The organism is Amaricoccus sp. (genome assembly GCF_017993425.1).
GTDB lineage: Bacteria > Pseudomonadota > Alphaproteobacteria > Rhodobacterales > Rhodobacteraceae > Amaricoccus.
Genome location: NZ_JAGOMQ010000008.1, coordinates 41,134 through 65,142, shown reverse-complemented (window position 1 = coordinate 65,142; position 24,009 = coordinate 41,134). Strand labels below are relative to the sequence as shown.

The 24,009-nt window shown below is 72.7% G+C and carries 21 protein-coding genes; 4 read left to right on the top strand and 17 right to left on the bottom strand.

The features are described 5' to 3' along the window. Positions 1 to 54: 54 nt before the first annotated feature. The 4 genes from KBB57_RS05675 to KBB57_RS05660 all read left to right on the top strand — a co-directional run bounded on the left by KBB57_RS05675 (position 55) and on the right by KBB57_RS05660 (position 4,720). Positions 55 to 1,155 carry an ABC transporter substrate-binding protein gene (locus tag KBB57_RS05675; protein WP_290747568.1) on the top strand — a complete coding sequence of 367 codons (1,101 nt, stop codon included), beginning with the start codon at positions 55 to 57 and terminating at the stop codon, positions 1,153 to 1,155. 43 nt (positions 1,156 to 1,198) lie between these two features. Next, positions 1,199 to 2,050, top strand: coding sequence for an ABC transporter permease subunit (locus tag KBB57_RS05670; protein WP_290747567.1), 852 nt, complete (start codon positions 1,199 to 1,201; stop codon positions 2,048 to 2,050). A gap of 820 nt (positions 2,051 to 2,870) precedes the next feature. Continuing rightward, positions 2,871 to 3,662 (top strand): ABC transporter permease, encoded by a 792-nt coding sequence (locus tag KBB57_RS05665; RefSeq protein WP_290747566.1) that lies wholly within the window; start codon positions 2,871 to 2,873, stop codon positions 3,660 to 3,662. 2 nt (positions 3,663 to 3,664) lie between these two features. Further along, positions 3,665 to 4,720: an ABC transporter ATP-binding protein gene (locus KBB57_RS05660; RefSeq protein ID WP_290747565.1), complete on the top strand. Its 1,056-nt coding sequence runs from the start codon at positions 3,665 to 3,667 to the stop codon at positions 4,718 to 4,720. A gap of 143 nt (positions 4,721 to 4,863) precedes the next feature. On the opposite strand, the gene KBB57_RS05655 is transcribed toward KBB57_RS05660, so the two are convergent. From KBB57_RS05655 to KBB57_RS05575, 17 genes are all read right to left on the bottom strand, one after another. Continuing rightward, positions 4,864 to 5,568 carry a phytochelatin synthase family protein gene (locus KBB57_RS05655; protein ID WP_290747564.1) on the bottom strand — a complete coding sequence of 235 codons (705 nt, stop codon included), beginning with the start codon at positions 5,566 to 5,568 and terminating at the stop codon, positions 4,864 to 4,866. Between the two features lie 79 nt (positions 5,569 to 5,647). Next, the gene (hutH, locus tag KBB57_RS05650; protein ID WP_290747563.1) at positions 5,648 to 7,186 is read right to left on the bottom strand and encodes a histidine ammonia-lyase; all 1,539 of its coding nucleotides are present in this window, start codon (positions 7,184 to 7,186) and stop codon (positions 5,648 to 5,650) included. Then, on the bottom strand, positions 7,177 to 7,953 hold the full coding sequence (locus KBB57_RS05645; RefSeq protein ID WP_290747562.1) for a crotonase/enoyl-CoA hydratase family protein: 777 nt from the start codon (positions 7,951 to 7,953) through the stop codon (positions 7,177 to 7,179). The genes hutH and KBB57_RS05645 overlap by 10 nt, the downstream gene beginning before the upstream one ends. Continuing rightward, positions 7,950 to 8,804 (bottom strand): hydroxymethylglutaryl-CoA lyase, encoded by an 855-nt coding sequence (locus KBB57_RS05640; protein ID WP_290747561.1) that lies wholly within the window; start codon positions 8,802 to 8,804, stop codon positions 7,950 to 7,952. Before KBB57_RS05640 ends, KBB57_RS05645 begins: the two co-directional genes overlap by 4 nt. Continuing rightward, positions 8,797 to 9,459 carry a glutathione S-transferase family protein gene (locus tag KBB57_RS05635; protein ID WP_290747560.1) on the bottom strand — a complete coding sequence of 221 codons (663 nt, stop codon included), beginning with the start codon at positions 9,457 to 9,459 and terminating at the stop codon, positions 8,797 to 8,799. Before KBB57_RS05635 ends, KBB57_RS05640 begins: the two co-directional genes overlap by 8 nt. Positions 9,460 to 9,463: 4 nt before the next feature. Further along, positions 9,464 to 11,410 carry a biotin carboxylase N-terminal domain-containing protein gene (locus tag KBB57_RS05630; protein WP_290747559.1) on the bottom strand — a complete coding sequence of 649 codons (1,947 nt, stop codon included), beginning with the start codon at positions 11,408 to 11,410 and terminating at the stop codon, positions 9,464 to 9,466. A gap of 13 nt (positions 11,411 to 11,423) precedes the next feature. After that, positions 11,424 to 11,831, bottom strand: a complete 408-nt coding sequence (locus tag KBB57_RS05625) for a hypothetical protein (RefSeq protein WP_290747558.1) — start codon at positions 11,829 to 11,831, stop codon at positions 11,424 to 11,426. A gap of 173 nt (positions 11,832 to 12,004) precedes the next feature. After that, on the bottom strand, positions 12,005 to 13,609 hold the full coding sequence (locus tag KBB57_RS05620) for a carboxyl transferase domain-containing protein (RefSeq protein WP_290747557.1): 1,605 nt from the start codon (positions 13,607 to 13,609) through the stop codon (positions 12,005 to 12,007). Between the two features lie 148 nt (positions 13,610 to 13,757). After that, the gene (locus KBB57_RS05615; RefSeq protein WP_290747556.1) at positions 13,758 to 14,267 is read right to left on the bottom strand and encodes a lysozyme inhibitor LprI family protein; all 510 of its coding nucleotides are present in this window, start codon (positions 14,265 to 14,267) and stop codon (positions 13,758 to 13,760) included. Continuing rightward, positions 14,264 to 14,665: a DUF1622 domain-containing protein gene (locus KBB57_RS05610; protein WP_290747555.1), complete on the bottom strand. Its 402-nt coding sequence runs from the start codon at positions 14,663 to 14,665 to the stop codon at positions 14,264 to 14,266. The genes KBB57_RS05615 and KBB57_RS05610 overlap by 4 nt, the downstream gene beginning before the upstream one ends. A gap of 6 nt (positions 14,666 to 14,671) precedes the next feature. Beyond that, complete coding sequence (locus KBB57_RS05605) at positions 14,672 to 15,070, bottom strand: type II toxin-antitoxin system VapC family toxin (RefSeq protein WP_290747554.1); 399 nt, start codon at positions 15,068 to 15,070, stop codon at positions 14,672 to 14,674. Beyond that, on the bottom strand, positions 15,063 to 15,533 hold the full coding sequence (locus KBB57_RS05600; RefSeq protein WP_290747553.1) for a hypothetical protein: 471 nt from the start codon (positions 15,531 to 15,533) through the stop codon (positions 15,063 to 15,065). Before KBB57_RS05600 ends, KBB57_RS05605 begins: the two co-directional genes overlap by 8 nt. 98 nt (positions 15,534 to 15,631) lie before the next feature. Further along, complete coding sequence (locus tag KBB57_RS05595; protein ID WP_290747552.1) at positions 15,632 to 16,795, bottom strand: isovaleryl-CoA dehydrogenase; 1,164 nt, start codon at positions 16,793 to 16,795, stop codon at positions 15,632 to 15,634. 110 nt (positions 16,796 to 16,905) lie between these two features. After that, entirely contained in the window at positions 16,906 to 19,005 is a 2,100-nt protein-coding gene (locus KBB57_RS05590; protein ID WP_290747612.1) for a transglycosylase domain-containing protein, read from the bottom strand. Positions 19,006 to 19,195: 190 nt separating this feature from the next. Next, the gene (locus tag KBB57_RS05585) at positions 19,196 to 21,559 is read right to left on the bottom strand and encodes a xanthine dehydrogenase family protein molybdopterin-binding subunit (protein WP_290747551.1); all 2,364 of its coding nucleotides are present in this window, start codon (positions 21,557 to 21,559) and stop codon (positions 19,196 to 19,198) included. A 397-nt stretch (positions 21,560 to 21,956) separates the two neighbouring features. Then, positions 21,957 to 22,913, bottom strand: coding sequence for a lipoyl synthase (gene lipA / locus KBB57_RS05580; protein WP_290747550.1), 957 nt, complete (start codon positions 22,911 to 22,913; stop codon positions 21,957 to 21,959). A 26-nt stretch (positions 22,914 to 22,939) separates the two neighbouring features. Beyond that, positions 22,940 to 23,893, bottom strand: a complete 954-nt coding sequence (locus KBB57_RS05575; RefSeq protein WP_290747549.1) for a LysR substrate-binding domain-containing protein — start codon at positions 23,891 to 23,893, stop codon at positions 22,940 to 22,942. Positions 23,894 to 24,009 lie beyond the last annotated feature (116 nt).

The following is a 24,009-nucleotide window of genomic DNA, read 5'->3' as shown; positions in this document are numbered from 1 at the left end:
CGACGGGGCGCACGATCGCCCGCAGCGGCGACGCGCCAACAGAGGGGACCACGAATGACGCGCCTGATGTCCACCAGCTTCCTCGCCGGCCTCGCGCTGGCGGTCGCCCTGCCCGCCGCCGCCCAGACCCTCGACGAGCTGGTCGCGGGCGCCAAGGCCGAGGGGATGCTCACCACCGTCGCCCTGCCCCACGACTGGTGCAACTACGGCGGCGTCATCGAGGGCTTCAAGGCGAAGTACCCGTTCCTGACCATCAACGAGCTCAACCCCGACGCCGGCTCGGCCGACGAGCTCGAGGCGATCCGCGCCAACAAGGACAACAAGGGCCCGCAGGCCCCCGACGTGATCGACGTCGGCTTCTCCTTCGGCCCGGCGGCGCGCGAGGAGGGGCTGCTGATGCCCTTCAAGGTCTCGACCTGGGACACCATCCCCGAGAACGTCAAGGACGCCGACGGCTACTGGTACGGCGACTACTACGGCGTGCTCTCCTTCGCGGTGAACAAGGACCTCGTCGAGGAGAACCCGCTCGACTGGGACGACCTGCTGAAGCCCGAGTTCGCCCAGTCCGTCGCGCTCGCCGGCGACCCGCGCGCCTCGAACCAGGCGATCCTCGGCGTCTACGCGGCCGGCCTCTCCAGGGGCGGCGCGGCCGGGGCCGAGGCGGGCGAGAAGGGCCTCGAGTTCTTCGCCGAGCTCAACAAGGCCGGCAACTTCGTCCCCACCATCGGCAAGTCCGGCACCATCGCCCAGGGCCAGACGCCGGTCGTGGTCTGGTGGGACTACAACGCGCTCTCGGGGCGCGACACGCTCGCCGGCAACCCGCCGCTCGACGTGGTGATCCCGGCGACCGGCGTCGTCGCCGGCGTCTACGTGCAGGCGATCTCGGCCTTCGCGCCGCACCCGAACGCCGCCAAGCTCTGGATGGAGTACCTCTACTCCGACGAGGGCCAGATCGGCTGGCTCAAGGGCTACTGCCACCCGATCCGCTTCCTCGACCTCGCCGGCCGCGGCGTGATCCCGCAGGAGCTGCTCGACGCGCTGCCCCCGGCCGAGGCCTACGAGAACGCCGTCTTCCCCTCGCTCGACGAGCAGGCGGCGATGAAGGAGGTCATCACCGGCAAGTGGGACGGCGTGGTGGGCGCGAACGTCCAGTAAGGGCGCGGGGGCCCGCCCGGGCCCCCTCCCCCGGTCCCGCCACATGAGCGCACCGCGCACCTGGGCCTGGCTCGGCGTCACGCCGTTCCTCGCCTTTGCGCTCCTGTTCCTGATCCTGCCGACGATGCAGATCGTCGTCGGCGCCTTCCGCACGACGGACGGCGGCTTCACGCTGCGCTACGTGGCGGGGCTGTTCCAGCCCTCGATCCTCGCGGCGTTCTGGATCTCGATCAAGGTCAGCGTCGCCTCGGCGCTGCTCGGCTGCCTGATCGGCTTCTTCATCGCCTGGGCGATGACGATCGGCGGGCTGCCGGGCTGGCTGCGCGGGCCGATCTCCACCTTCTCCGGCGTCGCCTCGCAGTTCGCCGGCGTGCCGCTCGCCTTCGCCTTCCTCGCCACGCTGGGGCGGCTGGGGCTGGTGACGATCATGCTGCGCGAGTGGTTCGGGGTGAACCTCTACGCGCTCGGCTTCAACCTGCTGTCGTTCTGGGGGCTGACGCTCACCTACCTGTTCTTCCAGATCCCGCTGATGATCCTGATCATCACCCCGGCCCTCGACGGGCTGAAGCGGGAATGGCGCGAGGCGGCGGAGATCCTCGGGGCCTCCGGCCTGCAATACTGGCGCATGGTGGCGCTGCCGATCCTGTGGCCGTCGCTGCTCGGGACCTTCGCGCTGCTCTTCGCCAACGCCTTCGGGGCGGTGGCGACGGCCTATGCGCTGACCGGCTCGTCGCTCGGGATCGTGCCGATCCTGCTCTTCGCGCAGATACGGGGCGACGTGCTCGGCGACCCGCATATCGGCTACGCGCTCGCCTTCGGCATGATCGTGGTCACCGGGATCGCCAACGCGATCTACATCGTCATGCGCACCCGCGCCGAGCGGTGGCTGAAGTGAGCCGCCGCCGCCCCCTGGCGGAGGTTGCCGGCCGACACACCACACGACAGGAGCCGGTCGCCGCCCGAGGCTGCGGCGCTCGCCCCGACCGAAGCGGGCTCTGCCCGCGAGGCTGCGGCGCGACGAGCGAAAGCACGGCTTTCGCCGCGCCGACGGCCGGAGCGCATTGGCGCGGAGGCCGTGGGGGGTCCAGATTTCCACGCACCGCGCAATCCGGCCGTGATCGCCCCGGCGAGCGCGGCGACGCGCTCGCCCCCCGCAGGGGCGATCGCGGACGGATTTGCCACGGGTCAAATCCGTCTGGCTTCACCGTCCCGCACCCTCCCGACCGATATTTCTCTCCACTGTCGTGTAGTGTGCCGGCCGGCCACACTGCACGACACCTGTCTGCCCTGCTGACTCCACGAGGCCCCGAGCGACCGAAGCGGGCTTGCCCGCGAGGCCACGGCGCGACAGGCGAAAGCATTGCTTTCGCCGCGCCGACGGCTGGAGCGCGGTTGCGCGCGGAAGCCGTGAGGGGCGCAGATTTCTCCGGAAGCGCGCAATCCGTCCGTGAGCGCCCCGGCGAGCGCGGAATCGCGCTCGCCCCCCGAGGGGCGATCGCGGACGGATTTGCCACGGGTCAAATCCGTCTGGCGTCAGTGTCGCGACCTGCTTCCGGCCGGGCTTCGGCTCTACTGTCGTGTAGTGTGGCCGGCCGGTTGACGCCGGAGAAAATCCCCTGTGGCATCAAGGTCTTGACCACACTATCACGCGTGTTAGCCTGCGAGCGCGCCCGCCACGGCGGCGGCGCCCGGGCCTGCCGCGCCGGACGGCGCGCATGAGGGCGGGAACGAGGCTCTGGGCCTGGGTCGCCTTCGTGATCGGCGTCCTCTACTTCTTCCTGCCGCTGATCGGCACGCTGGAGTTCTCGCTCCGGATGCGGCGCGGGGTCTATTCCCTCGACGCCTACCGGGCGGTGTTCTCCGATCCGCGGTTCCACGCGACCTTCCTCTACTCGACGGTGATGGCGCTCCTGACCATCGTGGTCGGGGTGGCGCTGGTGGTGCCGACCGCCTACTGGGTGCGGCTGAAGCTGCCGCGGTGGCGGCCCGTGGTCGAGTTCATCACGCTGCTGCCGCTGGTCATCCCGGCGATCGTCATCGTGTTCGGCTATATCCGGCTCTACAACACGTCCTCGATCCTGCCGCTGACCGGGACGGCGGGGGGGACCAACTTCCTGCTGCTGATGGGCTACACGACGCTGGCGCTGCCCTACATGTACCGCGCCGTCGACACCGGGCTCCGCACCATCGACGTGGCGACGCTGACCGAGGCGGCCGAGAGCCTCGGGGCGAGCAAGCTCACGGTGCTGCGGCGGGTGATCCTGCCCAACGTCATGGTCGCGGTCCTCTCCGGGGCGTTCCTGACCTTCGCCATCGTGATCGGCGAGTTCACGCTGGCCGCCCTCCTCAACCGCCCGGCCTTCGGGCCTTTCATGCAGCTCCTCGGCGCCAACCGCGCCTACGAGCCGGCCGCGCTGGCCGTGATCGCCTTCGCCATCACCTGGGCCTGCATGGGCCTGATCTCGCTGGTGACGCGGCTGCAGAAATTCACCCCCGCGCCGAGGTGACGATGGCGTTTCTCGAGCTCTCCGCCCTGCAGAAGCATTTCGGGGCCAACCATGTGGTGCGCTCCTTCGACCTCGCGGTCGACAAGGGCGAGTTCATCACGCTGCTCGGCCCCTCCGGCTGCGGCAAGACCACGGTGCTGCGCATGGTGGCGGGGTTCGAGACGCCCTCGGCCGGGGCGATCCGCATCGACGGGCGCGACGTGACGGGCCTGCGCCCGAGCCAGCGCGACATCGGCATGGTGTTCCAGGCCTATGCGCTCTTCCCGAACATGACGGTGGCCGAGAACGTCGCCTTCGGGCTCCGGGTCGCCGGACGGCCGCGCGCGGAGATCGACGCGCGGGTGCGCGAGATGCTCGGGATCATCCACCTGCCCGAGCTCGGCGAGCGCTATCCGTTCCAGCTCTCCGGCGGGCAGCAGCAGCGGGTGGCGCTGGCGCGCGCGCTGGCGGTGCGGCCGAAGGTGCTGCTGCTCGACGAGCCGCTCTCGGCGCTCGACGCGAAGATCCGGGTGTCGCTCCGGACCGAGATCCGGGCGATCCAGCGCAAGCTCGGCATCACCACGATCTTCGTCACCCACGACCAGGAGGAGGCGCTCTCCATGTCGGACCGCATCGTGGTGATGAACGGCGGCGTGGCGGAGCAGGTCGGGCCGCCCTTCGAGATCTACAACCGGCCGGCGACGCGCTTCGTCGCGGGCTTCGTCGGCACGCTGAACCAGATCGAGGCGCGGGCGGTCGAGCCGGGCGCCGGGCGGGTGACGGTCGGCGACGCGGAGATCGCGCTCGGCCGGCCGGTCCCGGCGGCGGCGGGCGAGGCGGTGGCGCTGGCGCTGCGGCCGGAGGCGGTCGGGCTGGCGGCGCGGCCCGGCGACACGCGGCTCGCCGGCACGGTGTCGGAGGTGAGCTTCCACGGCTCGGTGGTGCGCATCCGCGTCGACGTGGCGGGCGGCAGCGTTGCGCTCGACACCTTCAACAACGCGGCCTCCCCGCCGCCGGCGCTCGGCGAGCGGGTGGAGATCGCCTTCGCGCCCTCCGACATCCTGGTCCTCGGCGCCTGACGTCCGCCCGGCTCGCGCCGGCCGGACCCAGGCGCCGCGTCGATGTCGCGCCTGTGGCGGCGTTCCGCCCGCGGCGCGCTCGACCGTTGCGCCGGCGGCGCCGTCTCCCCGCCCCCGCGGCCAGGAACGGAGGCGGACGGGAGTCAGGAAGGCTGGCGGCCGGCGAGGACGAAGCCGCGGCTGGGGCGGCCGCCGCCGGGGCGGCGCATGGCGTCGTGGAGGACGGCGGTCTCGACCCAAGTGGGGGGATACTTGGCGCGGGCGACGTCGAGGACGAGGAAGCGGTCGGCGGCGCCGTTGTAGGCGGCGAGCGGCGAGATGTGGCCCTTGCCCTGCTGGCCGAGCGCCGGGCGGTCGTAGTTCACGGCGGCGAAGCGGTCTCCCGTCGCCAGCGCGGCGCGAGCGAGGTCGCGGAAGGCGTCGACGCCGGTCTCGTCGACATAGCGCGTCTCGACCGCGAGCCCGTGCGCCGCGAGCGCCCGGGCGAGGATCGCGAGCGGCATTCCCGCCCGGGCGACGCGGTTGCGGGCGCGGAGCCGCGCCACCTCGGGGGTGAAGACGTTGCTCTGGTCGAAGGGACGCAGGCGGCGGACGCCGTCGGGCGCCTCGTGGAGCGCGTTCAGCAGGATCGCCATGGTCGCCGGGCCGCAGAAGGCGGGATGGACCTGCCCCACGAAATGCCGGTCGAGCGCGGCATAGCCGGCGCGCGCCTCGGCCCCGGCGAGCAGCGCGGCGCCCTCGAAGCCGTCGAGCGGGATCAGATCCTCGCGCAGCGGCAACGGCTCGGCGGAGACCTTGCGGACCGCCAGCGCGCCCAGGAACAGCAGCCAGATCGGGGGCAGCGCCACTTCAAACTCCCGCAGCAACAACGGAGACGTTAACGGCCGGAGCCTCCACGTCGCAAGCAAACCTACGGTTAATCGCCTCTCACGGTAGCGTGAGCGCCACCCCGGCGGCCTCGAGCAGCGCGCCCTCGCGCACCAGCCGCGCCGCCGCCTCCAGCTCCGCGGCGAGGCTGCGGTCGACGCCGAGCGGCGGGATCTCGGCCCGGAGCCGCGCCAGCGCCGCGGCGAGCGGCGGGCTCGTGGTCAGCGGCGCGCGGAACTCCACCCCCTGCGCCGCGCAGAGCGCCTCGATCCCGAGGATGCGCTCGAGGTTCGCCACCATCGGCGCGAGCCGCCGCGCCCCGTGCGCCGCCATCGAGACGTGGTCCTCCTGGTTGGCGCTCGTCGGCGTCGAGTCGGTCGAGCAGGGATGCGCGAGATGCTTGTTCTCGCTCATCAGCGCCGCGGAGGTCACCTCGGCGATCATGAAGCCGGAGTTCAGCCCCGGATCCGGCGTCAGGAACGGCGGCAGGTCGAAGGAGAGCGTCGGGTCGACCATCAGCGCCACCCGCCGCTGCGCGATCGCGCCGATCTCGGCCAGCGCCAGCGCGATCACGTCGGCCGCGAAGGCGACCGGCTCGGCGTGGAAGTTGCCGCCCGAGACGATGCCGTCGGCGAGCACCAGCGGGTTGTCGGTCGCCGCGTTCGCCTCGACGACCAGCGTGGCGGCCGCCTGCCGCAGCAGGTCCATCGCCGCCCCGGTCACCTGCGGCTGGCAGCGGATGCAGTACGGGTCCTGCACCCGCGTGTCGCCCTCGCGATGGCTCTCGCGGATCGCCGACCCGGCCATCAGCCCGCGCATCAGCGCCGCCGCCTCGATCTGGCCGCGATGCCCGCGCAGCGCATGGATCTCCGGCCTGAGCGGCGCGGTCGAGCCCATGATCGCGTCGGTGGAGAGGCACGAGACGAGGAGCGCGCTCGAGGCCGCCCGCCAGCCGTCGAGCAGGCCCGCGAGCGCCCAGGCGGTGGAGAACTGCGTGCCGTTGATGAGCGCGAGCCCCTCCTTCGGCCCCAAGGTCACCGGCGCGAGCCCGGCCGCCGCCAGCGCCCCGGCGCCCGGCAGGACCCGCCCCGCGACCTCGGCCTCGCCCGCGCCGATCATCACCGCCGCCATGTGGGCGAGCGGCGCGAGGTCGCCCGAGGCGCCGACCGAGCCCTGCGCCGGGACGACCGGCACGACGCCGCGCGCCAGCATCCCCTCGATCAGCGCCACGATCTCCCAGCGCACCCCCGAGGCCCCCCGTCCGAGCGACAGGAGCTTCAGCGCCATCATCAGCCGGACGATCCGCACGGGCGTCGCCGGCCCGACCCCGGCGCAGTGCGACAGGATCAGGTTGCGCTGGAGCGCCGCCGCGTCGCCCGCGGCGATCTTCACGCTCGCGAGCTTGCCGAAGCCGGTGTTGACCCCGTAGACCGCCGCCGCGCCCGCCGCCGCCCCGGCGATGCGCGCCGCCGCCGCCTCGACGTCCGGGCGCGCCGCCGGGTCGAGCGCCGCCGCCGCGCCGCCGAGGACCGCCGCCAGCGCCGCGAGCCCCGTCCCGCCCGGGACCAGTGTCTCGCCCGGGATCAGCGTCACGCCCATGGCGCCGGCCGCTTCTCGAGGAAGGCCCGCAGCCCCGCCTGCGCCTCGTCGGTCTCCCAGACGTCGGCGAGCGTGGTGATCGTCGCCTCGATCACCGCCTCGTCGATCCGCGGGCCGAGGCTGCGCGCCAGCCGCTTCGCCGCCGCCGCCGCGCCCGGCGCGACCGAGAGATACGGCTCAACCTCCGCCGCCACCGCGCCGTCGAGGTCCTCGGGGAGCGCGATGCGGTTGACGAGCCCCAGCCCCTTCGCCTCGTCGGCCCCGAAGACCCGCGCCGAGAAGAACACCGCCCGCGCCCGCCCCTCGCCCATCCGCGCCACCACATAGGGCGCAATGGTGGCGGGGATGATCCCGAGCCGCGTCTCGGTCAGCCCGAAGCGCGCGTCCGCGGCGGCGACCACGCAATCCGCCACCGCCATCATCCCCACCCCGCCGCCATAGGCCGCGCCCTGCACCCGGGCGATCACCGGCTTCGGCAGGGTGTTGAGCGTGAAGAGCATGCCCGCGAGCCGACGGGCCTCGGCGATGCGGCCGGCGCGGTCGGCGTCGAACTGCGCCCCCATCCAGCCGAGGTCGCCGCCGGCGCAGAAGGTCCGCCCGGCCCCCGCGAGCACCACCGCGCGCACCGCCGGATCGGCGCCGAGCCGCCGCGCCGCCGCGGCGATCTCGTCGCACATCTCGCCCGACATGGCGTTGTGCTTCTCCGCGCGGTCGAGGCGCAGCGTGGCGACGCCCCGCCCGTCGATCTCGCTCGCCACGAGGCTCATGCCGCGCTCCTCAGGCTGCGCGCGAACGCCGCCGCCTCGGCGAGCCTGTCCGCGTCCACGCCGGTCTCGTGGCCGAGCGCGTGGAGCCGGGCGACCAGCGCCTCGGTCGCGACGTTGCCGGCGGCCCCGGGGGCGTAGGGGCAGCCGCCGAGCCCGCCGGCGGCGGCGTCGAAGACCGCAAGGCCGAAGCCGATCGCCGTCTCGACGTTGTCGAGGGCGCGGCCGCCGGTGTCGTGGAAATGCCCGGCCAGCCGGTCGGCGGGCGCGATGGCGCGCACCGCGTCGAGCATGGCCGCGACGGTCTCCGGCGTGCCCCGGCCGAGCGTCTCGCCGAGCGCGACCTCGCGGCAGCCGAGCGCGAGCAGGCGGGCGGTCACGTCGGCGACGGCGGCGGGGGCGACCGGCCCCTCGTAGGGGCAGTCGGTCACGCAGGAGACGTAGCCGCGGAGCGCGATCCCCGCCGCCGACGCCGCCTCGGCCACCGGGGCGAAGCGCGCGAGGCTCTCGGGAATCGTCGCGTTGATGTTCTTGCGGCTGAACGTCTCGGACGCGGCGGCGAAGACCGCCACCTCGCCGGCCCCCGCCGCCTGCGCCGCCTCGAAGCCCTTCAGGTTCGGCGTCAGCGCGGCGTAGACCACGCCCGGGGCGCGGGCGATCCCGGCCATCACCTCGGCCGCGTCGGCCATCTGCGGCACCCAGCGCGGCGAGACGAAGCTCGTCACCTCGATGCGGCGCAGGCCCGCGGCGGTCAGCAGGTCGACCAGCCGGATCTTGTCCGCCGTGGCGATGCTGCGGGCCTCGTTCTGCAGCCCGTCGCGCGGGCCGACCTCGTAGACGGTGATCTCAGCCACGGGGCGCCTCGTAGAAGTCGCGGAGATAGACCTCGGCCGGGCCGTCCGCCGCCAGCGCGGCGCGATATGCGGGGCGCGCCTCGATCCGCGCCAGCCAGGCCGCGAGCCCCGGCAGCGCGTCGAGCCGCACGAAGCGCCGGCCGTGAAGCGCCCCGTAGCCGACGGCGACATCGACCGCCGAGAAGCCGGACGGCAGCAGCCAGTCGCGGCCCGTCACCACGCGGTCGACGACCTCCAGCGTCTTCTCCAGCCGCCGCGCCTCCAGCTTCATCACCACGGCCGAGCGCATGTGGTCCTCCCTCAGCACGATGTGCTGCTGCGTCAGGTTCGCCACATGCTGCCCGATCGTCTCGGCGAAGTGCAGCCATTCCAGCCAGTCGACGCGCTCCGGGTCGCCGGGGGCGCGGCCGAGCGCCGGGGCGCGGCTCTCGCACAGGTATTCGGTGATCGCGCCGGATTCGAAGATGACGCGCCCGTCGATCTCCAGCGCCGGCACCCGTCCGGCAGGCGACAGCGCGAGGTAGTCGGGGCGGCGCATCGAGCCGTCGAACATCGAGTGCCGCGCCACCTCGGGCGGCGTCCCCATCTCGTGCAGCAGCCACAGGATGCGGAAGGACCGCGCCTGCGCGACGTGGTGGAGCCGGATCGCGGTCACGGCCTCATTCCTCGGGCTCCAGCAGCACCAGCACCGCGCCGGCCTCGACCTGGGCGCCCTCGGGGACGGGGGCTTCCCTCACCGCGCCGTCGCGGGGGGCGAGGAGCGAATGCTCCATCTTCATCGCCTCGAGCACGACCAGCACGTCGCCGCGGGCGACCTTCTGCCCCGGCGCGGCGGCGAGGCGCTTCACGAGCCCCGGCATCGGCGCGCGCAGGTCGTCGCCGCCGGCCTCCTCGGCCCCGACGGCGAGCGGGTCGGGGACGCGCGCCACGAAGGCTTCGGCCCCGTCGAAGATCGTCACCGCGCCCGCCGCGACGACGACGCCGAAGCGGCGGTTCTCGCCGTCGATGCGCAGGTCGAGATCGGCCCCGTCCCAGCGCCGCACCTCCACCTCGCGCCCGTCGAAGACGAAGCGCCCGGCCCCGAGCGCCGCCAGCGTGTGCGCGGCGTCCTCCTCGCCGATGCGGAGCCGCGCCAGCCGCAGCAGCGGCGCCCAGAGCGTGAAGCCGACGAGCGGCCCCGCCGCATCCAGCAGTCCGAGCGCCGCCAGCGTCGCCGCCGCCCGCGCCGCGAGGTCGGGCTCCCGCGGCGTGGTCAGCGCCGCGAGGTCGCGCTCGATCAGCCCGGTGTCCACACGCCCGGCGGCGAAGTCCGCCTGTCGCGCCAGCCGGGCGAGGAAGGCGAGGTTGGTGGTCGAGCCCGCCACCCGGGTCGCCTCCAGCCCGCGCGCCAGCCGCTGCAGCGCCGCCGCCCGGTCCGGCCCGTGGACGATCACCTTGGCGATCATCGGGTCGTACCATGGCGTGATGACGTCGCCCGCCCGCACGCCGGTATCGGCCCGCACCCCCTCGGGGAAGGTAAGGTGCGTCAGCCGTCCGGTCGCCGGCAGGAAGCCCTTGGTCGCGTCCTCGGCATAGAGCCGCGCCTCGAAGGCATGGCCGTGGATGGCGAGCTCGCCTTGCGTCTTCGGCAGCGGCTCGCCGGCGGCGACGCGCAGCTGCCACTCGACCAGATCCTCGCCGGTGATCGCCTCGGTGACGGGGTGCTCGACCTGGAGCCGGGTGTTCATCTCCATGAACCAGAACCCGTCCGGGCGCAGGCCCTCCGAGCCGTCGACGATGAACTCGATCGTCCCCGCGCCCGCATAGCCGATCGCCTTCGCCGCATCGACCGCCGCCTGCCCCATCGCGGCGCGCATCTCCGCCGTCATCCCCGGCGCCGGCGCCTCCTCGATCACCTTCTGGTGCCGCCGCTGCAACGAGCAGTCGCGCTCGAAGAGATGCACCGCGGCGCCGTGCTTGTCGCCGAACACCTGCACCTCGATATGGCGCGGCGCGGTGACGTATTTCTCGATCAGCACCGCGTCGTTGCCGAAGGCCGAGCGCGCCTCGCCCCGCGCCGCGGCGAGCGCCGCGGCGAAGTCCGCCGCCCGCTCGACCTTGCGCATCCCCTTGCCGCCGCCGCCCGCCACCGCCTTGATCAGCGCCGGATAGCCGATCCGTTCCGCCTCGGCCGCGAGCGCCGCGTCGTCCTGGTCGGCCCCGTGGTACCCCGGAACCACCGGAACCCCGGCCCTCTCCATCAGCGCCTTGGCCGCGTCCTTCAGCCCCATCGCCCGGATCGCCGCCGCCGAGGGCCCGATGAACACCAGCCCCGCCGCCTCGACCGCCTCGACGAAGTCCGGGTTCTCCGACAGGAAGCCATACCCCGGATGCACCGCCTGCGCGCCCGTCGCCAGCGCCGCCGCCACGATGGCGTCGCCACGCAGGTAGCTCTCAGCCACCGGCGCCGGCCCGATCCGCACCGCCATGTCGGCCACCGCCACATGCCGCGCGCCCGCGTCGGCGTCGGAATAGACCGCCACGGTCTCGATCCCCATCCGCCGGCAGGTCGCCGCCACCCGGCAGGCGATCTCGCCGCGGTTGGCGATCAGGATGCGATCGAACATCGGTTACCCTCCCTCAGCACCATCCGCCGCGCAGCCCGCCGAGATAGCGTCGTCCATGCCCCTCGGCGGTCATCCACGTCGCCACTCGCTCGCCGCCAACTCGCATGTCGACCAGCGTCCGCCCGTATCTGTCCGTCCCGAGATAGGCGATTTCCAGCAATCCTTCCTGCCCCACCATCACCCCGGCCTCCATCAGCCACTTCGCGAACGCAGCCTGCGCGCTGATGGCCGCGTCCTCCTCAGAAGGGCAATCCGGCGAGAATTTTTCCGGCGTGTCGTATCCGACGATCCGGGCGGAAAACGCGTGCCCATCCGGCCACCGCTCGCCCCTGCAGCCGATTTCGACCGTATCGCCGTCAATCACCCGAGTTACCCGGCAATCCTTCTCCATGTCGCGCAGGCTTGATCTGTAGTCATCCACGATCGGAGCAAGGAGGCCATACCCGGTGATGACGACCGCAAATATGACGACCCATGCAACGACGCCTCGGCTGAAAGTTCGGCCCGCGGGACGACGCGGAGGTCTTCTTCCGTGCGGGGTCTTGCGAGGCCGCGCAAACGGAACAACGACGTCCCGCCGGGCACCTTTGCGTCTCACATCCGGAACACGCCGAAGCGCGTCTCCCCCACGGGCGCGTTCAGCGCCGCCTCCAGCGACAGCGCCAGCACCGCGCGCGTCCGCCTCGGGTCGATCACCCCGTCGTCCCAGAGCCGCGCGCTCGCGTAGAGCGGATGGCTCTGCCGGGCGAACATCTCCAGCGTCGGCCGCTTGAACGCCGCCTCCTCGTCGAGGCTCCACACGCCCCCCCGCCGCTCGATCCCCTCGCGCCGCACCGTGGCCAGCACCCCCGCCGCCTGCTCGCCGCCCATCACCGAGATGCGGCTGTTCGGCCAGGTCCACAGGAACCGCGGCTGGTAAGCCCTTCCCGCCATGCCGTAATTCCCCGCCCCGAACGACCCGCCGACCAGCACCGTCACCTTCGGAACCGAGGTCGTCGCCACCGCGGTCACCAGCTTCGCGCCGTGCCGCGCGATCCCCTCGTTCTCGTAGCGCCGCCCGACCATGAACCCGGTGATGTTCTGCAGGAACACCACCGGGACGCCGCGCTGGCTGCACAGCTCGACGAAATGCGCGCCCTTCACCGCGCTCTCCGAGAACAGCACCCCGTTGTTGGCGATGATCCCGACCGGGATCCCCATCACATGCGCGAACCCGCAGACCAGCGTCGCCCCGAACCGCGCCTTGAACTCGTCGAGCCGCGACCCGTCCACCACCCGCACGATCACCTCGCGGATGTCGTAGGGCGTCGACAGCGACGCCGGCACCACCCCGAGGATCTCCTCCGGATCGTAGCGCGGCTCCTCGATCGCCTGCCGCACCGGCCCCGCCGGCCGGGCGCGGTTCAGCGCCGCCACCGCGTCCCGCGCCAGCGCCAGCGCATGGGCGTCGTCCTCGGCGAGATAATCCGCCACCCCCGACAGCCGCGTATGCACGTCGCCCCCGCCCAGATCCTCGGCGCTCACCTCCTCGCCCGTCGCCGCCTTCACCAGCGGCGGCCCGGCGAGGAAGATCGTCCCCTGGTTCCTCACGATGATCGACACGTCCGCCATCGCCGGCACATAGGCCCCGCCGGCGGTGCAGGAGCCCATCACCACGGCGATCTGCCCCACCCCCTCGGCGCTCATCCGCGCCTGGTTGTAGAAGATGCGCCCGAAATGGTCGCGATCGGGAAAGACCTCGTCCTGGTTCGGCAGGTTCGCGCCCCCGCTGTCCACCAGATAGACGCAGGGCAACCGGCACTCCGCGGCGATCTCCTGCGCCCGCAGGTGCTTCTTGACCGTCATCGGGTAGTAGGTGCCGCCCTTCACGGTGGCGTCGTTGGCGACGACCATGACGTCCTGGCCCCGGACCTTGCCGACGCCGGCGACCAGCCCGGCGCAGGGCGCGTCGCCGTCGTACATGCCATGCGCCGCCGTCGCCCCGATCTCGAGGAACGGCGCGCCGGCGTCGAGCAGGTTCGCCACCCGCGCCCGCGGCGGCATCTTGCCGCGCGCGACATGACGGGCCAGCGCCTCGCGCCCGCCGCCCTCCGCCGCCGCCTGCGCCGCCTCGGCCGCCTCGGCGAGCGCGGCGAGATGCGCGGCCCGGTTGGCGCGAAAGGCCTCCGAGGCCAGAGCCGCCTGCGAGGCGAGGATCATCGGTCGACCTCCCGTTTGCGCGTCGCCCGGTTCCGCCCGGGCGACTTTCTCGTCTCAGGTCCGGCGCACGCCGCCCGACCCTCCTTCCGTCGGGCGCTCCGTCGCCCGCCGCCTCCGCGGGCCGGGGGCTTCCCCGACCCGCCCCCGGTCACGGGCTCTCCATCGCCCGCCGCCGCGCCAGCAGCGCCAGCGCCCGCTCCGCGCTGCGGTCCAGCCGGCATTCCGCCACCACGCCGTCCTGCGCCGCCCCGGGCTCCGCCAGCGCGGCGAGCTGCGCGCAATCGGCGTCGCGGAACTCCGCCCAGGCGCGCTGCGCCCGCGCCACCAGCGCCGCCTGCCCGCCCTGCCCCTCGCCGCCGACGCCGAGCCCCTCCGCCATGGCGACGAGCGCCCCGGCCGTCGAGGCCGCCAGCATCCGCCAGCCCTCGGCCTCCGCCGCCGTGCAGGAAGCCGCGACCTCCGGCGTCGCCTCGGCGGCCGCGTCGAGGCAGGCCGCCGCCCCCTGCCCCACGCAGGCCCGCTCCGCCGCCGGGTCGCGGTTCGCCTCGACCACGCAGGCCTCGGCCGCCGCCGCCATCGCCGCCGGATCGGGCGCGGCCGCCGCGCCTTGCGCCGCCGCCGGCCCGGCCAGCACGGCCATGAGCGCCGCGAGGATCACGGCGCGTCCCCGTCGAGCTCGCGCATCTCCCTGATCTCGCGCCCGAGGAAGAAGCTGATCGCCGAGCGGATCGCCACCAGCGCGGCGAGCACGCCCAGCGCCTCCAGCGTCGGCGAGATCACCGTCCGCACGATGTCCGAGACGATGAACACCTCGAGCCCCGCGAGGATATACCGCGACAGATCCACCCGCCCGCGGTTCAGCCGCGCCGCGCTCGCCTTGGGGTCGCGCGACGCCACCTCCGCCGCGACATAGGAAACCACGAAGCGCAGGAGCCCGTTCAGCAGCACCACGATGGCGAAGAGCTCGATCCCGGTCGCCACCGTCTCCAGCGCCGCCGCGAGCGGCGCGAACTCCCCGGCGATAGACGGAACAGCAGCGGTCGTCGCCCCCTCCATCGCGGCTCACCGGATGATCTCGACGTCGACGCCCAGATCGAGCGTCTTCCACGCCCGGTCCGCGGTCGCCACCGGCAGCGCCTCGCGCAGCGCCAGCGCGAGGCAGGCCCGGTCGCCGAAGGACAGGCCCGCCCCCCGGGTCGCCGCCCGGAGCCGCCCGGCGGCATAGGCTTCCGCCGCGCCGAACCCGGCGAGCTCGAGCGGAAGGGCCTCGAGCGTCCGCTCGACCTCGTCGTCGTCGAGCCCGCGCTCGTTCATCTTCGCCGCCGCCTCGGACAGGTTGACCGTGCTGACCACCCCGCGCTCGATCAGATCGACCACGCGATCCCCGCCCGGCTCGCCGAAGACGATGGCGAGCACGGCGGAGGCGTCGAGCACCACCCGGTCGTCGGGGCGCTCACTCAAGCTCGGCCTCCCGCCGCTTCTCGGCGATGAACTCGTCCACCACCGCCATCCCCTCGGGCGCCACATCCCGCGCCGCCTTGCGCAGCCGCCGCAACGCGACCCGGGGCGACATCAGCCGCAACTCGCCGTCCTCCAGCCGCGCCGTGACCCGGCCGTCCGGCCCGAGCTCCATCCCGACGAGCGCCTCCGCCGGGATCGTCAGCCGCCCGGACGGGTCGACATTCAGCTTCAGCGCCTGGTCCCCCTGCGGCCGCGGCGCGGCCGAGCCGCGCTTGAAGTGGTTCTGGTAGGCCTTCTTCCAGTGGGAGTACTGCGTGAACGCCGTCCCCTCGTTGCCCCCTTCGGCGACATAGAGATCCACGACCTCGCGCCCGCCCGGCAGGCTGCCGCGCCGACGCAACAGGTCGTCGGCGATCTCCCAGACCCGCGCCGTGGCCGAACCCGGCAGCGGCCGCTTTCTCATCGTGACACTCGACATATCCGCTCTCCATATCGCAGCATATCGAACTTTATCACTCAGATGATAAATTGCCAACCGGCATACCACTCATGGTAAACGGCCTATCCCGTCGCCTTCATCAGCTCGCGCCCGATCAGCATCCGGCGGATCTCGCTCGTGCCGGCGCCGATCTCCATCAGCTTGGCGTCGCGCATGATCCGGGCGAGCGGGCTGTCGTTCAGGAAGCCCGCGCCGCCCATCGCCTGCACGCCCTGCACCGCCTGCTCCATCGCCTTCTCGCTCGCGTAGAGCACGCAGGCGGCGGCGTCCTGGCGGGTCACCTCGTCGCGGTCGCAGGCCTGCGCCACCGCGTAGACATAGGCCCGCGCCGTGTTCATCGCGGTGTACATGTCGGCGACCTTGCCCTGCATCAGCTGGAAATCGCCGATGCTCCGGCCGAATTGCCGGCGCTCGTGGAGGTAGGGCATCAGGTGGTCGAGGATCGCGTGCATCAACCCGACGCCGATGCCGGACAGCACCACCCGCTCGAAGTCGAGCCCCGACATCAGCACGTTGACGCCCTTGCCCTCCTGCCCGAGCACGTTCTCGAACGGCACCTCGACGTCGTCGAAGACGAGCTCCGCGGTGTTCGAGCCGCGCATCCCGAGCTTGTCGAAATGCGGGCTGGCGGAGAAGCCCTTCATCGTCCTCTCGACCAGGAACGCGGTGATCCCCTTCGGCCCGGCCTCCGGGTCGGTCTTGGCGTAGACGACCAGCGTGTCGGCGTCGGGCCCGTTGGTGATCCAGTACTTCGTGCCGTTGAGCACGTAGCGGTCGTTCCGCTTCACGGCGCGGAGCTTCATCCCCACCACGTCCGATCCCGCCCCCGCCTCCGACATGGCGAGCGCGCCCACCTTCTCGCCGCTGACCAGCGGCGGCAGGTACTTCGCCTTCTGCTCGACCGTGCCGTTGAGCTTGATCTGGTTGACGCAGAGGTTCGAATGCGCGCCGTAGGAGAGCGACACCGAGGCGGAGGCCCGGGCGATCTCCTCGACCGCGACGCAATGGGCGAGATAGCCCATGCCGGCGCCGCCGTATTCCTCCGGCACGGTGATTCCGAGGATGCCGAGCTCGCCCATCTCGCGCCAGAGCGCGTTCGGGAAGGCGTTGGCGCGGTCGATCTCCGCCGCCATCGGCGCGACCCGCTCCTGCGCCCAGGACTGCACCAGCTCGCGCAGCGCGTCGACGTCCTCCCCGAGGGGAAACTTCAGGCTGGCGGTGAACATCGGCGATTCCCCCCTGGTTTTGCCGGTAACTGAACACACGTTCATTTCAAAAGCAAGCGCGACGCGCCCGCCGGGGCACGCCATCGTCGCCTCCGGCCCAACACGGGGACTCAGTTCGAGCCGAAGAGGCCCTTGACCACGCTGTTGAAGACCGAGCGCACCACATTGTCGACCGCGGCGACCGGGTTGGGCACGCCGGCGCCCTGCCCCCGCCCGTCGCCGCTCGCCACCACGGTCGTCGCGGCGCGCCGCTCCGGCGGACGGATCGGCAGCGGCCTTGGCGGCACGCCCTCGTTGACGCGCACCATCACCTCGCGCCAGATCTCCGCCGGCAGCCCGCCGCCCGTCACCCCGGTCAGCGGCGTGTTGTCGTCGTAGCCCATCCAGACGCCCACGACATAGTCGGCGGTGAAGCCGATGAACCAGGCGTCGCGCGCCGCCGAGGTCGTGCCGGTCTTGCCGGCGGCCTGCCGGTCCGGCAGCCGCGCCCGCCCGCCGGTGCCGGTCTCGATCACCTGGGTCATCATCCAGATCAGGTCGTTGTCGACCCGCTCGTCCAGCACCTGCACCGGCGCGCCGGGACCGCCCTTCATCAGCGTCTGCCCGTCGGCGCGCAGCTTCAGCGCCCGCATCCCGTAGGGCCGCACCCGCTGGCCGGCGTTCAGGATGCCGGCATAGGCCCCCGTCATCTCCACGAGCGTCGCCTCCGACGCGCCGAGCGCGATCGCCGGCCCCTCGGCGATCGGCGCCGTCACGCCCAGATCCTGCGCCACCGCCCGCACCCGCGCCCGCCCGGCGGCCTCGGCCACCCGCACCGCGGAGGTGTTGATCGAATGCGCATAGGCGGTGACGAGGTCGATCTGCCCCTTGTGCTCGCGCGTGTAGTTCTGCGGCGACCACGGCCCCGAGCCCGGCACGTTGATCGTCAGCGGCGCGTCCAGCACCGGATCGAACGGGCTCGCCCCCTGCTCCAGCGCCGCCGCATAGACGAAGGTCTTGAAGAGCGAGCCCGTCTGCCGCAGCGCCTGCGTCGCCCGGTTGAAGCTGCCGTCCGCGCCAGCCACGTCGCGCCCGCCGATCATCGCCCGCACGGCGCCGTCCGGCGCCATCACCACCACCGCGGCCTGGGCGTTCGAGCCCTCCTTGATCTTGGTCTCGAACACCGACCGCAGCCCCGCCTCGGCGGCGCGCTGCACCCGCGGGTCGAAGGTCGTCTCCACCACCACGTCCTCGGTGGTGCTCCGCGTCAGGAAGTCCGGCCCCGACGACATCACCCAGTCGGCGAAGGCCGCCCCCGCCCGCGCCGCCGCCGCGGCCGAGAGCTTCGCCGGATGCGCCCGCGCCTCGTCGGCCTGCGCCACGGTCAGATAGCCCTGCGCCTCCATCAGCCCGACGATCGTCGTCGCCCGCTCCTGCGCCCTCGCGAGGTCGTTGGTCGGCGCGAACCGCGACGGCGCCCGCAACAGCCCCGCCAGCATCGCCGCCTCGGCCGGCGTCACCTCCGCCGCCGACTTGCCGAAATACCGCTGGCTCGCCGCCTCGAAGCCGGTCGCCCCGGCGCCGAGATAGGCGCGGTTGAGATAGATCGACAGGATCTCGGCCTTGGAGAACTTCCACTCCAGCGCCAGCGCCGCCGGGATCTCCTTGATCTTGCGCTCCAGCGTCCGGGTGTTGTCGAACCACAGGAGCTTCGCCACCTGCTGGGTCAGCGACGAGCCGCCCTGCACCGTCGTCCCCGAGCGCAGGTTGACCAGCGCCGCGCGCGCCGTGCCGCGCAGGTCGACGCCGAAATGCCAGTAGAACCGCCGGTCCTCGGTGGCGATGATCGCGTTGATCAGGTGCGGGCTGACCGCGTCGGCCTGCATCACCCCGTGCTGCTCGCCGCGCCAGGCGAAGACCTCGCCGCTCGCGTCGGTCAGCGTCACCGAGCCGCCCTCGCGGCCGTCGAGCAGCTCCTCGAGCGGCGGCAGCTGGCTCTCGTAATAGGCGGTCGCGACGCCCAGCACGATCGCGCCGACGATCGCGACGCGCAGCCCGACCCACCAGATCACGCGAAGCACGCCGCCAAAGGCGCCGCGCAACACCCTTTCGAGGGGGCCCAGCTTCTGCCTGGCCCTCGGTTTCCGCTTGCCTGTCCTGGCCATGCCTCTGGCCGCCTGCTCGTTTGCTTCTTGGCCGCGACCATAGCGGCTTTTGCCCCCCTCCGCCAGTTGCGATCCGCCCGAACGGTTGACGCGCCCGCGCCCGCGCCGCCGCGGCAGGACGCGGAGGCCTCCCCCACGACCTTGGGAACAGCCCCGCCCGGGCTTCCGCGCCGGCGGCGGCGCCCTCGTCCGGCGACATCTTGAGAGGGCGTCGGCACGCCCGACGCCACCGCCTCGGGAGCGCGGCCCGAGGCCCTCAGGCGGCGTTGAGCGCCCCCCAAACCCGGGCCGGCGTCGCCGGCATGTCCACCGGCTCCACCCCCGCCGAGCGCAGCGCGTCCGCCACCGCGTTCATGATCGCCGGCGGCGCCCCCGTCAGCCCCGCCTCGCCGGCGCCCTTCACCCCCAGCGGGTTGGTCGGCGTCGGCACGTCGTGGCGGTCGAGGCCGAAGAACGGCACGTCGTCGGCGCGCGGCAGCCCGTAATCCATCAGCGACCCCGAGACGATCTGGCCCGTCTCGTCGAACGCCACCCCCTCGATCAGCGCCTGCCCCACCGCCTGCGCCAGCCCGCCATGGATCTGGCCGTCGACGATCATCGGGTTGATCGTCCGCCCGACGTCATGGGCGCCGACCAGGCTCTCGACCGACACCCGCCCGGTCTCCCGGTCGATCTCCACCTCGCAGACGAAGGCCCCGTTCGGGAACGTGAAGTTCGGCGGGTCGTAGAACGAGGTCTCCTCCAGCCCCGGCTCCATCTCCGCCAGCGGATAGTTCGCCGGCACATAGGCCGCGAGGCTGACCGAGGCCCACGGAACCGAGCGGTCCGTCCCCGCGACGCTGAACGCCCCGTTCTCCAGCACGATGTCGCTTGCCGCCGCCTCCAGCAGATGCGCGGCGATCCGCTTCCCCTTCTCCACGATCTTGTCCGCGGTCAGCGCCACCGCCCCGCCGCCGACCGCCATCGACCGCGACCCGTAGGTCCCCATCCCGAACGGCACCTGCCCGGTGTCGCCATGGACGATCTCCACCTGCGCCACGTCGAGCCCGAACTTCTCGGCGATCACCTGCGCGAAGCTGGTCTCGTGCCCCTGCCCGTGGCTGTGCGCCCCGGTGAACACCGTCACCGCCCCGGTCGGATGCACCCTTACCGTCGAGGCCTCGTAGAGCCCCGCCCGACAGCCCAGCGCGGTGACGATGGCCGACGGCCCCGCCCCCGAGCTTTCGATCCAGCACGACAGCCCCCGCCCGCGCAGCCGCCCCCGCGCCTCCGACGCGGCCCGGCGCGCCGCGAACCCGCCGGCGTCCGACAGCTCCAGCGCCTTGTCGAGAACCCCGGCGAAGTCCCCGGAATCGTAGACCACCGCAACCGGCGACTGGAACGGGAACCCGTCCTTCGGGATGAAGTTCCGCCGCCGGATCTCCACCGGGTCGAGCCCGGCGACCCGGGCGCATTCGTCGACCAGCCGCTCCAGCACGTAGATGCATTCCGACCGCCCCGCCCCGCGATAGGCGTCGACCGGCGGCGTATGGGTGAAGCCCGCCCGGACGCGCACGTGGATCGCCGGGGTCCGGTACTGGCCGGAGAACATCAGCGCATAGAAATAGGTCGGGATCGACGGCGCGAAGGTCGAGAGATAGGCGCCCATGTTGGCCTGCGTATCGACCCGCATCCCGAGGAACCCGCCCTCGGCGTCCATCGCCATCTCGGCCGTCGTCACATGGTCGCGGGCATGGGCGTCGCAGCCGAAGGCCTCGGTGCGGTCCGCCGTCCACTTCACCGGCCGCCGCACCTGCTTCGCCGCCCAGGTGCAGAGGCATTCCTCCACGTAGAGATAGATCTTCGAGCCGAAGCCGCCGCCCACGTCCGGCGCGATCACCCGGAAGCGGTGCTCGGGGATCTGCAGCACGAAGGCCCCCATCAGCAGGCGGATCACGTGCGGGTTCTGGCTCGTCGTGTAGAGCGTATAGCTGTCCGAGGCGCGGTCCCATTGCGCATTGGCGGCGCGCGTCTCGATCGGGCTCGCGATCACCCGGTTGTTGACCAGCTCGATCCGCGCCACCCGCGCCGCCGCCGCGAAGGCGTCGTCGACGGGGCCGGCGTCGCCGATCGTCCAGTCGTAGCAGAGGTTGTCGGCCAGCCCGTCATGGACGCGCGCCCCGCCCTCGCCGAGCGCCGCCTCGATCGAGGTCACCGCGGGCAGCGCCTCGTAGTCGACCTCGATCGCCTCGGCCGCGTCGCGCGCCTCGTTGCGGCTCTCGGCCACGACGAAGGCGACTGCGTCGCCGACATGCCGCACGAAGCCCTGCGCCAGCAGCGGATGCGCCGGCTCCTTCATCGGCTGGCCGTGCCGGTCGGTCACCCCCCAGCCGCAGGGAATGCCGCCGAGCCCCGCCGCGGCGATGTCCTCCCCGGTGAACACCGCCAGCACCCCGGGCATCGCCCGCGCCGCCGCCGTGTCGATTGCCGTGATGCGGGCATGGGCATGTGGCGAGCGCAGCACGTGGCCCCAGGCCTGGCGCGGCAGCGTCACGTCGTCGGTGAAGCGCCCCTCGCCGAGCAGGAACCGCGGATCCTCCTTCCGCCGCACCGACGCGCCGATTCCCCCTGTTGCGACCATGGCTCGTTCCCCCTGGCTCTGGTTCGTCGCCCCGATCCTCGCCGAAACCGCCCCGCCCCGCTACCCCCTCGCCATCCCGCCCGGCGTCCCGGGTGAAGGAATTCCGGCTCGATCGCTTCGCCGGAGCCTGTCTCCGCGCGCGCCCCCGCGCGCCTGCCCTCTGATGCGGCCAGGTTCTTCGTTCCACATGACTGTCGGGACCCAGGCTGTCCGGCTCGGCTCCGGCGGACTACCGGGGAAGGCCGCAATCCCGGCAATATCGTGCAGGTTCGTGCAATTTCGTGCACTACCTCACGCGATTTCAATAACTTAGGCTGTGTTCACGCGTGGGCGGTCGCTGTCCGCACCCGCCGCGGCGGCCGGCTTGCCGCACCTGCCGGCGCCGCCTCCCGGCGGATCAGGCCCGGCCCAGCTTCGCCAGCCGCGCCGCCCGCAGGCGCTGGAAATCGGCGCCGGCGTGGTAGCTCGACCGGGTGAGCGGGGTGGCGGAGACCATCAGGAACCCCTTCCCCCACGCCGCCTTCTCGTAGGCGGCGAACTCCTCCGGCGTCACGAACTGCCGCACCGCGTGGTGCTTCGGGGTCGGCTGGAGATACTGGCCGATCGTCAGGAAATCGACGTCGGCCGCCCGCAGGTCGTCCATCACCTGCAGCACCGCCTGCCTTTCCTCGCCGAGCCCGACCATGATGCCGGACTTGGTGAACATCGCCGGATCGAGCTCCTTCACCCGCTGCAAAAGCCGCAGCGAATGGAAATACCGCGCCCCCGGCCGCACCTCCGGATAGAGCCCCGGCACCGTCTCGAGGTTGTGGTTGAAGACGTCCGGCTTCGCCTCGACCACCGCGGCGAGCGCCTCGGGCGGGCAGCGCAGGAAGTCCGGCGTCAGCACCTCGATCGTCGTCTCCGGGTTCTTCCGCCGCACCGCCCGGATCGTCTGGGCGATATGCTCCGCCCCCCCGTCCGCGAGGTCGTCCCGGTCGACCGAGGTGATGACCACATGGTTCAGCCCGAGCTTCTCGACCGCGACCGCCACCCGCAGCGGCTCGAACACGTCGAGCGCGTCCGGCCGCCCGGTCGCGACGTTGCAGAAGGTGCAGCCCCGGGTGCAGATCTCGCCCATGATCATCATGGTGGCGTGACCCTGGCTCCAGCACTCGCCGACGTTCGGGCAGCCCGCCTCCTCGCAGACGGTGACCAGCCGGTTCTCCCGCAGGATGTCCCGGGTCCGCTTGTAGCCCTCCGACGTGGGGGCCTTCACCCGGATCCAGTCCGGCTTGCGCAGGAGCGGCGTGTCCGGGCGATGCGCCTTCTCGGGGTGGCGCTGGTTCCGGTCGCTCAGGTCTCGCTCGGCCATGGGGCTCCTCCTGCCTGCGCCCGGTTCTATCCCTCCGCCGCCATGGCGCCAAGGGCCGGAACCGCCGCCGCGGCATGGGAGATCTCGTCCCGCCCCGCCCGCGCCAGCATGTCCGCGAGCTCCGAGAACCAGCCGTCGTCGCGCGACTGCCGCCGCCGCGCCAGCCCGATCGTCCGCCGCGGCTCCGGCCCGGCGAAGCGCGCCAGCGCCAGCCGGGGCGCCGCCGCCGTCTCGATCCGCACCGCGAGCTCGGGGACGAGCGTCAGCCCGAACCCCTCCTCCGCCAGCCGGCACAGCGTCGACAGGCTCGACGCCCGCAAATCGAGCGCCGCCTGCTCCCGCGACAGCGCGCAGGCCGCCAGCGCCTGGTCGGCGAGACAGTGCCCGTCGTCGAGCAACAGCAGCCGCTGCGCCGCCATCGCCTGCGGGTCGACGCCGCCGGCCCCGAGCTCCGCCACCTGCCGCGCCGAGCCGGCGAGCAGGAAGCGGTCCTCGAAGAGCGGCTCCTCCACCAGATCCGCCGCCCCCGCCGGCAGCGCCACCACCGCCGCGTCGAGCTCGCCCCGCCGCAGCTCCTCGACCAGCGCCTGGGTCTGCGCCTCCCGCACCCCGAGGTCGAGCGCAAGGTTGCGGCCGCGCAGCAGCGGCAGCGCCGCCGGCAGCAGGTAGGGCGCGACCGTAGGGATCACCCCGAGCCGCAGCCGCCCGCCGAGCCCGCGCTCCCGCCGCGCCACCTCGGTCAGCTCGGCGACCTCGTCCATCACCCGCCGCGCCCGCCGCAGCACCTCGCGCCCCGCCGGGGTCAGCACCACCTCCCGGGCCCGCCGCTCGACGAGCTGCGTCCCCAGCCCAGCCTCCAGCTCGCGGATCTGCACCGACAGCGCCGGCTGGCTCACGTTCACCGCCGCCGCGGCGCGCCCGAAATGCCCCTCGTCGGCAAGGGAAATCAGGTAGCGGAGCTGGCGAAGGGTGATTTCCATTACCTTAAATTATCGCCTCGGTAAGGAAATGCAATTTCCTCTTATCGTTCCCCTCTGCTACTCCGGTTCCAGTTCGGAATCATTCCAGACTGGCGAGCGGACGCTGCTGCGCCCCG

Excerpts from the sequence above, each read along its gene's own strand:
- KBB57_RS05675 (WP_290747568.1), top strand. The coding sequence starts at position 55 with ATGACGCGCCTGATGTCCACCAGCTTCCTCGCCGGCCTCGCGCTGGCG.
- KBB57_RS05670 (WP_290747567.1), top strand. The coding sequence starts at position 1,199 with ATGAGCGCACCGCGCACCTGGGCCTGGCTCGGCGTCACGCCGTTCCTC.
- KBB57_RS05665 (WP_290747566.1), top strand. The coding sequence starts at position 2,871 with ATGAGGGCGGGAACGAGGCTCTGGGCCTGGGTCGCCTTCGTGATCGGC.
- KBB57_RS05660 (WP_290747565.1), top strand. The coding sequence starts at position 3,665 with ATGGCGTTTCTCGAGCTCTCCGCCCTGCAGAAGCATTTCGGGGCCAAC.
- hutH (WP_290747563.1), bottom strand. The coding sequence starts at position 7,186 with ATGGGCGTGACGCTGATCCCGGGCGAGACACTGGTCCCGGGCGGGACG.
- KBB57_RS05645 (WP_290747562.1), bottom strand. The coding sequence starts at position 7,953 with ATGAGCCTCGTGGCGAGCGAGATCGACGGGCGGGGCGTCGCCACGCTG.
- KBB57_RS05630 (WP_290747559.1), bottom strand. The coding sequence starts at position 11,410 with ATGTTCGATCGCATCCTGATCGCCAACCGCGGCGAGATCGCCTGCCGG.
- KBB57_RS05620 (WP_290747557.1), bottom strand. The coding sequence starts at position 13,609 with ATGATCCTCGCCTCGCAGGCGGCTCTGGCCTCGGAGGCCTTTCGCGCC.
- KBB57_RS05610 (WP_290747555.1), bottom strand. The coding sequence starts at position 14,665 with ATGGAGGGGGCGACGACCGCTGCTGTTCCGTCTATCGCCGGGGAGTTC.
- KBB57_RS05600 (WP_290747553.1), bottom strand. The coding sequence starts at position 15,533 with ATGAGAAAGCGGCCGCTGCCGGGTTCGGCCACGGCGCGGGTCTGGGAG.
- KBB57_RS05595 (WP_290747552.1), bottom strand. The coding sequence starts at position 16,795 with ATGTTCACCGCCAGCCTGAAGTTTCCCCTCGGGGAGGACGTCGACGCG.
- KBB57_RS05585 (WP_290747551.1), bottom strand. The coding sequence starts at position 21,559 with ATGGTCGCAACAGGGGGAATCGGCGCGTCGGTGCGGCGGAAGGAGGAT.
- lipA (WP_290747550.1), bottom strand. The coding sequence starts at position 22,913 with ATGGCCGAGCGAGACCTGAGCGACCGGAACCAGCGCCACCCCGAGAAG.
- KBB57_RS05575 (WP_290747549.1), bottom strand. The coding sequence starts at position 23,893 with ATGGAAATCACCCTTCGCCAGCTCCGCTACCTGATTTCCCTTGCCGAC.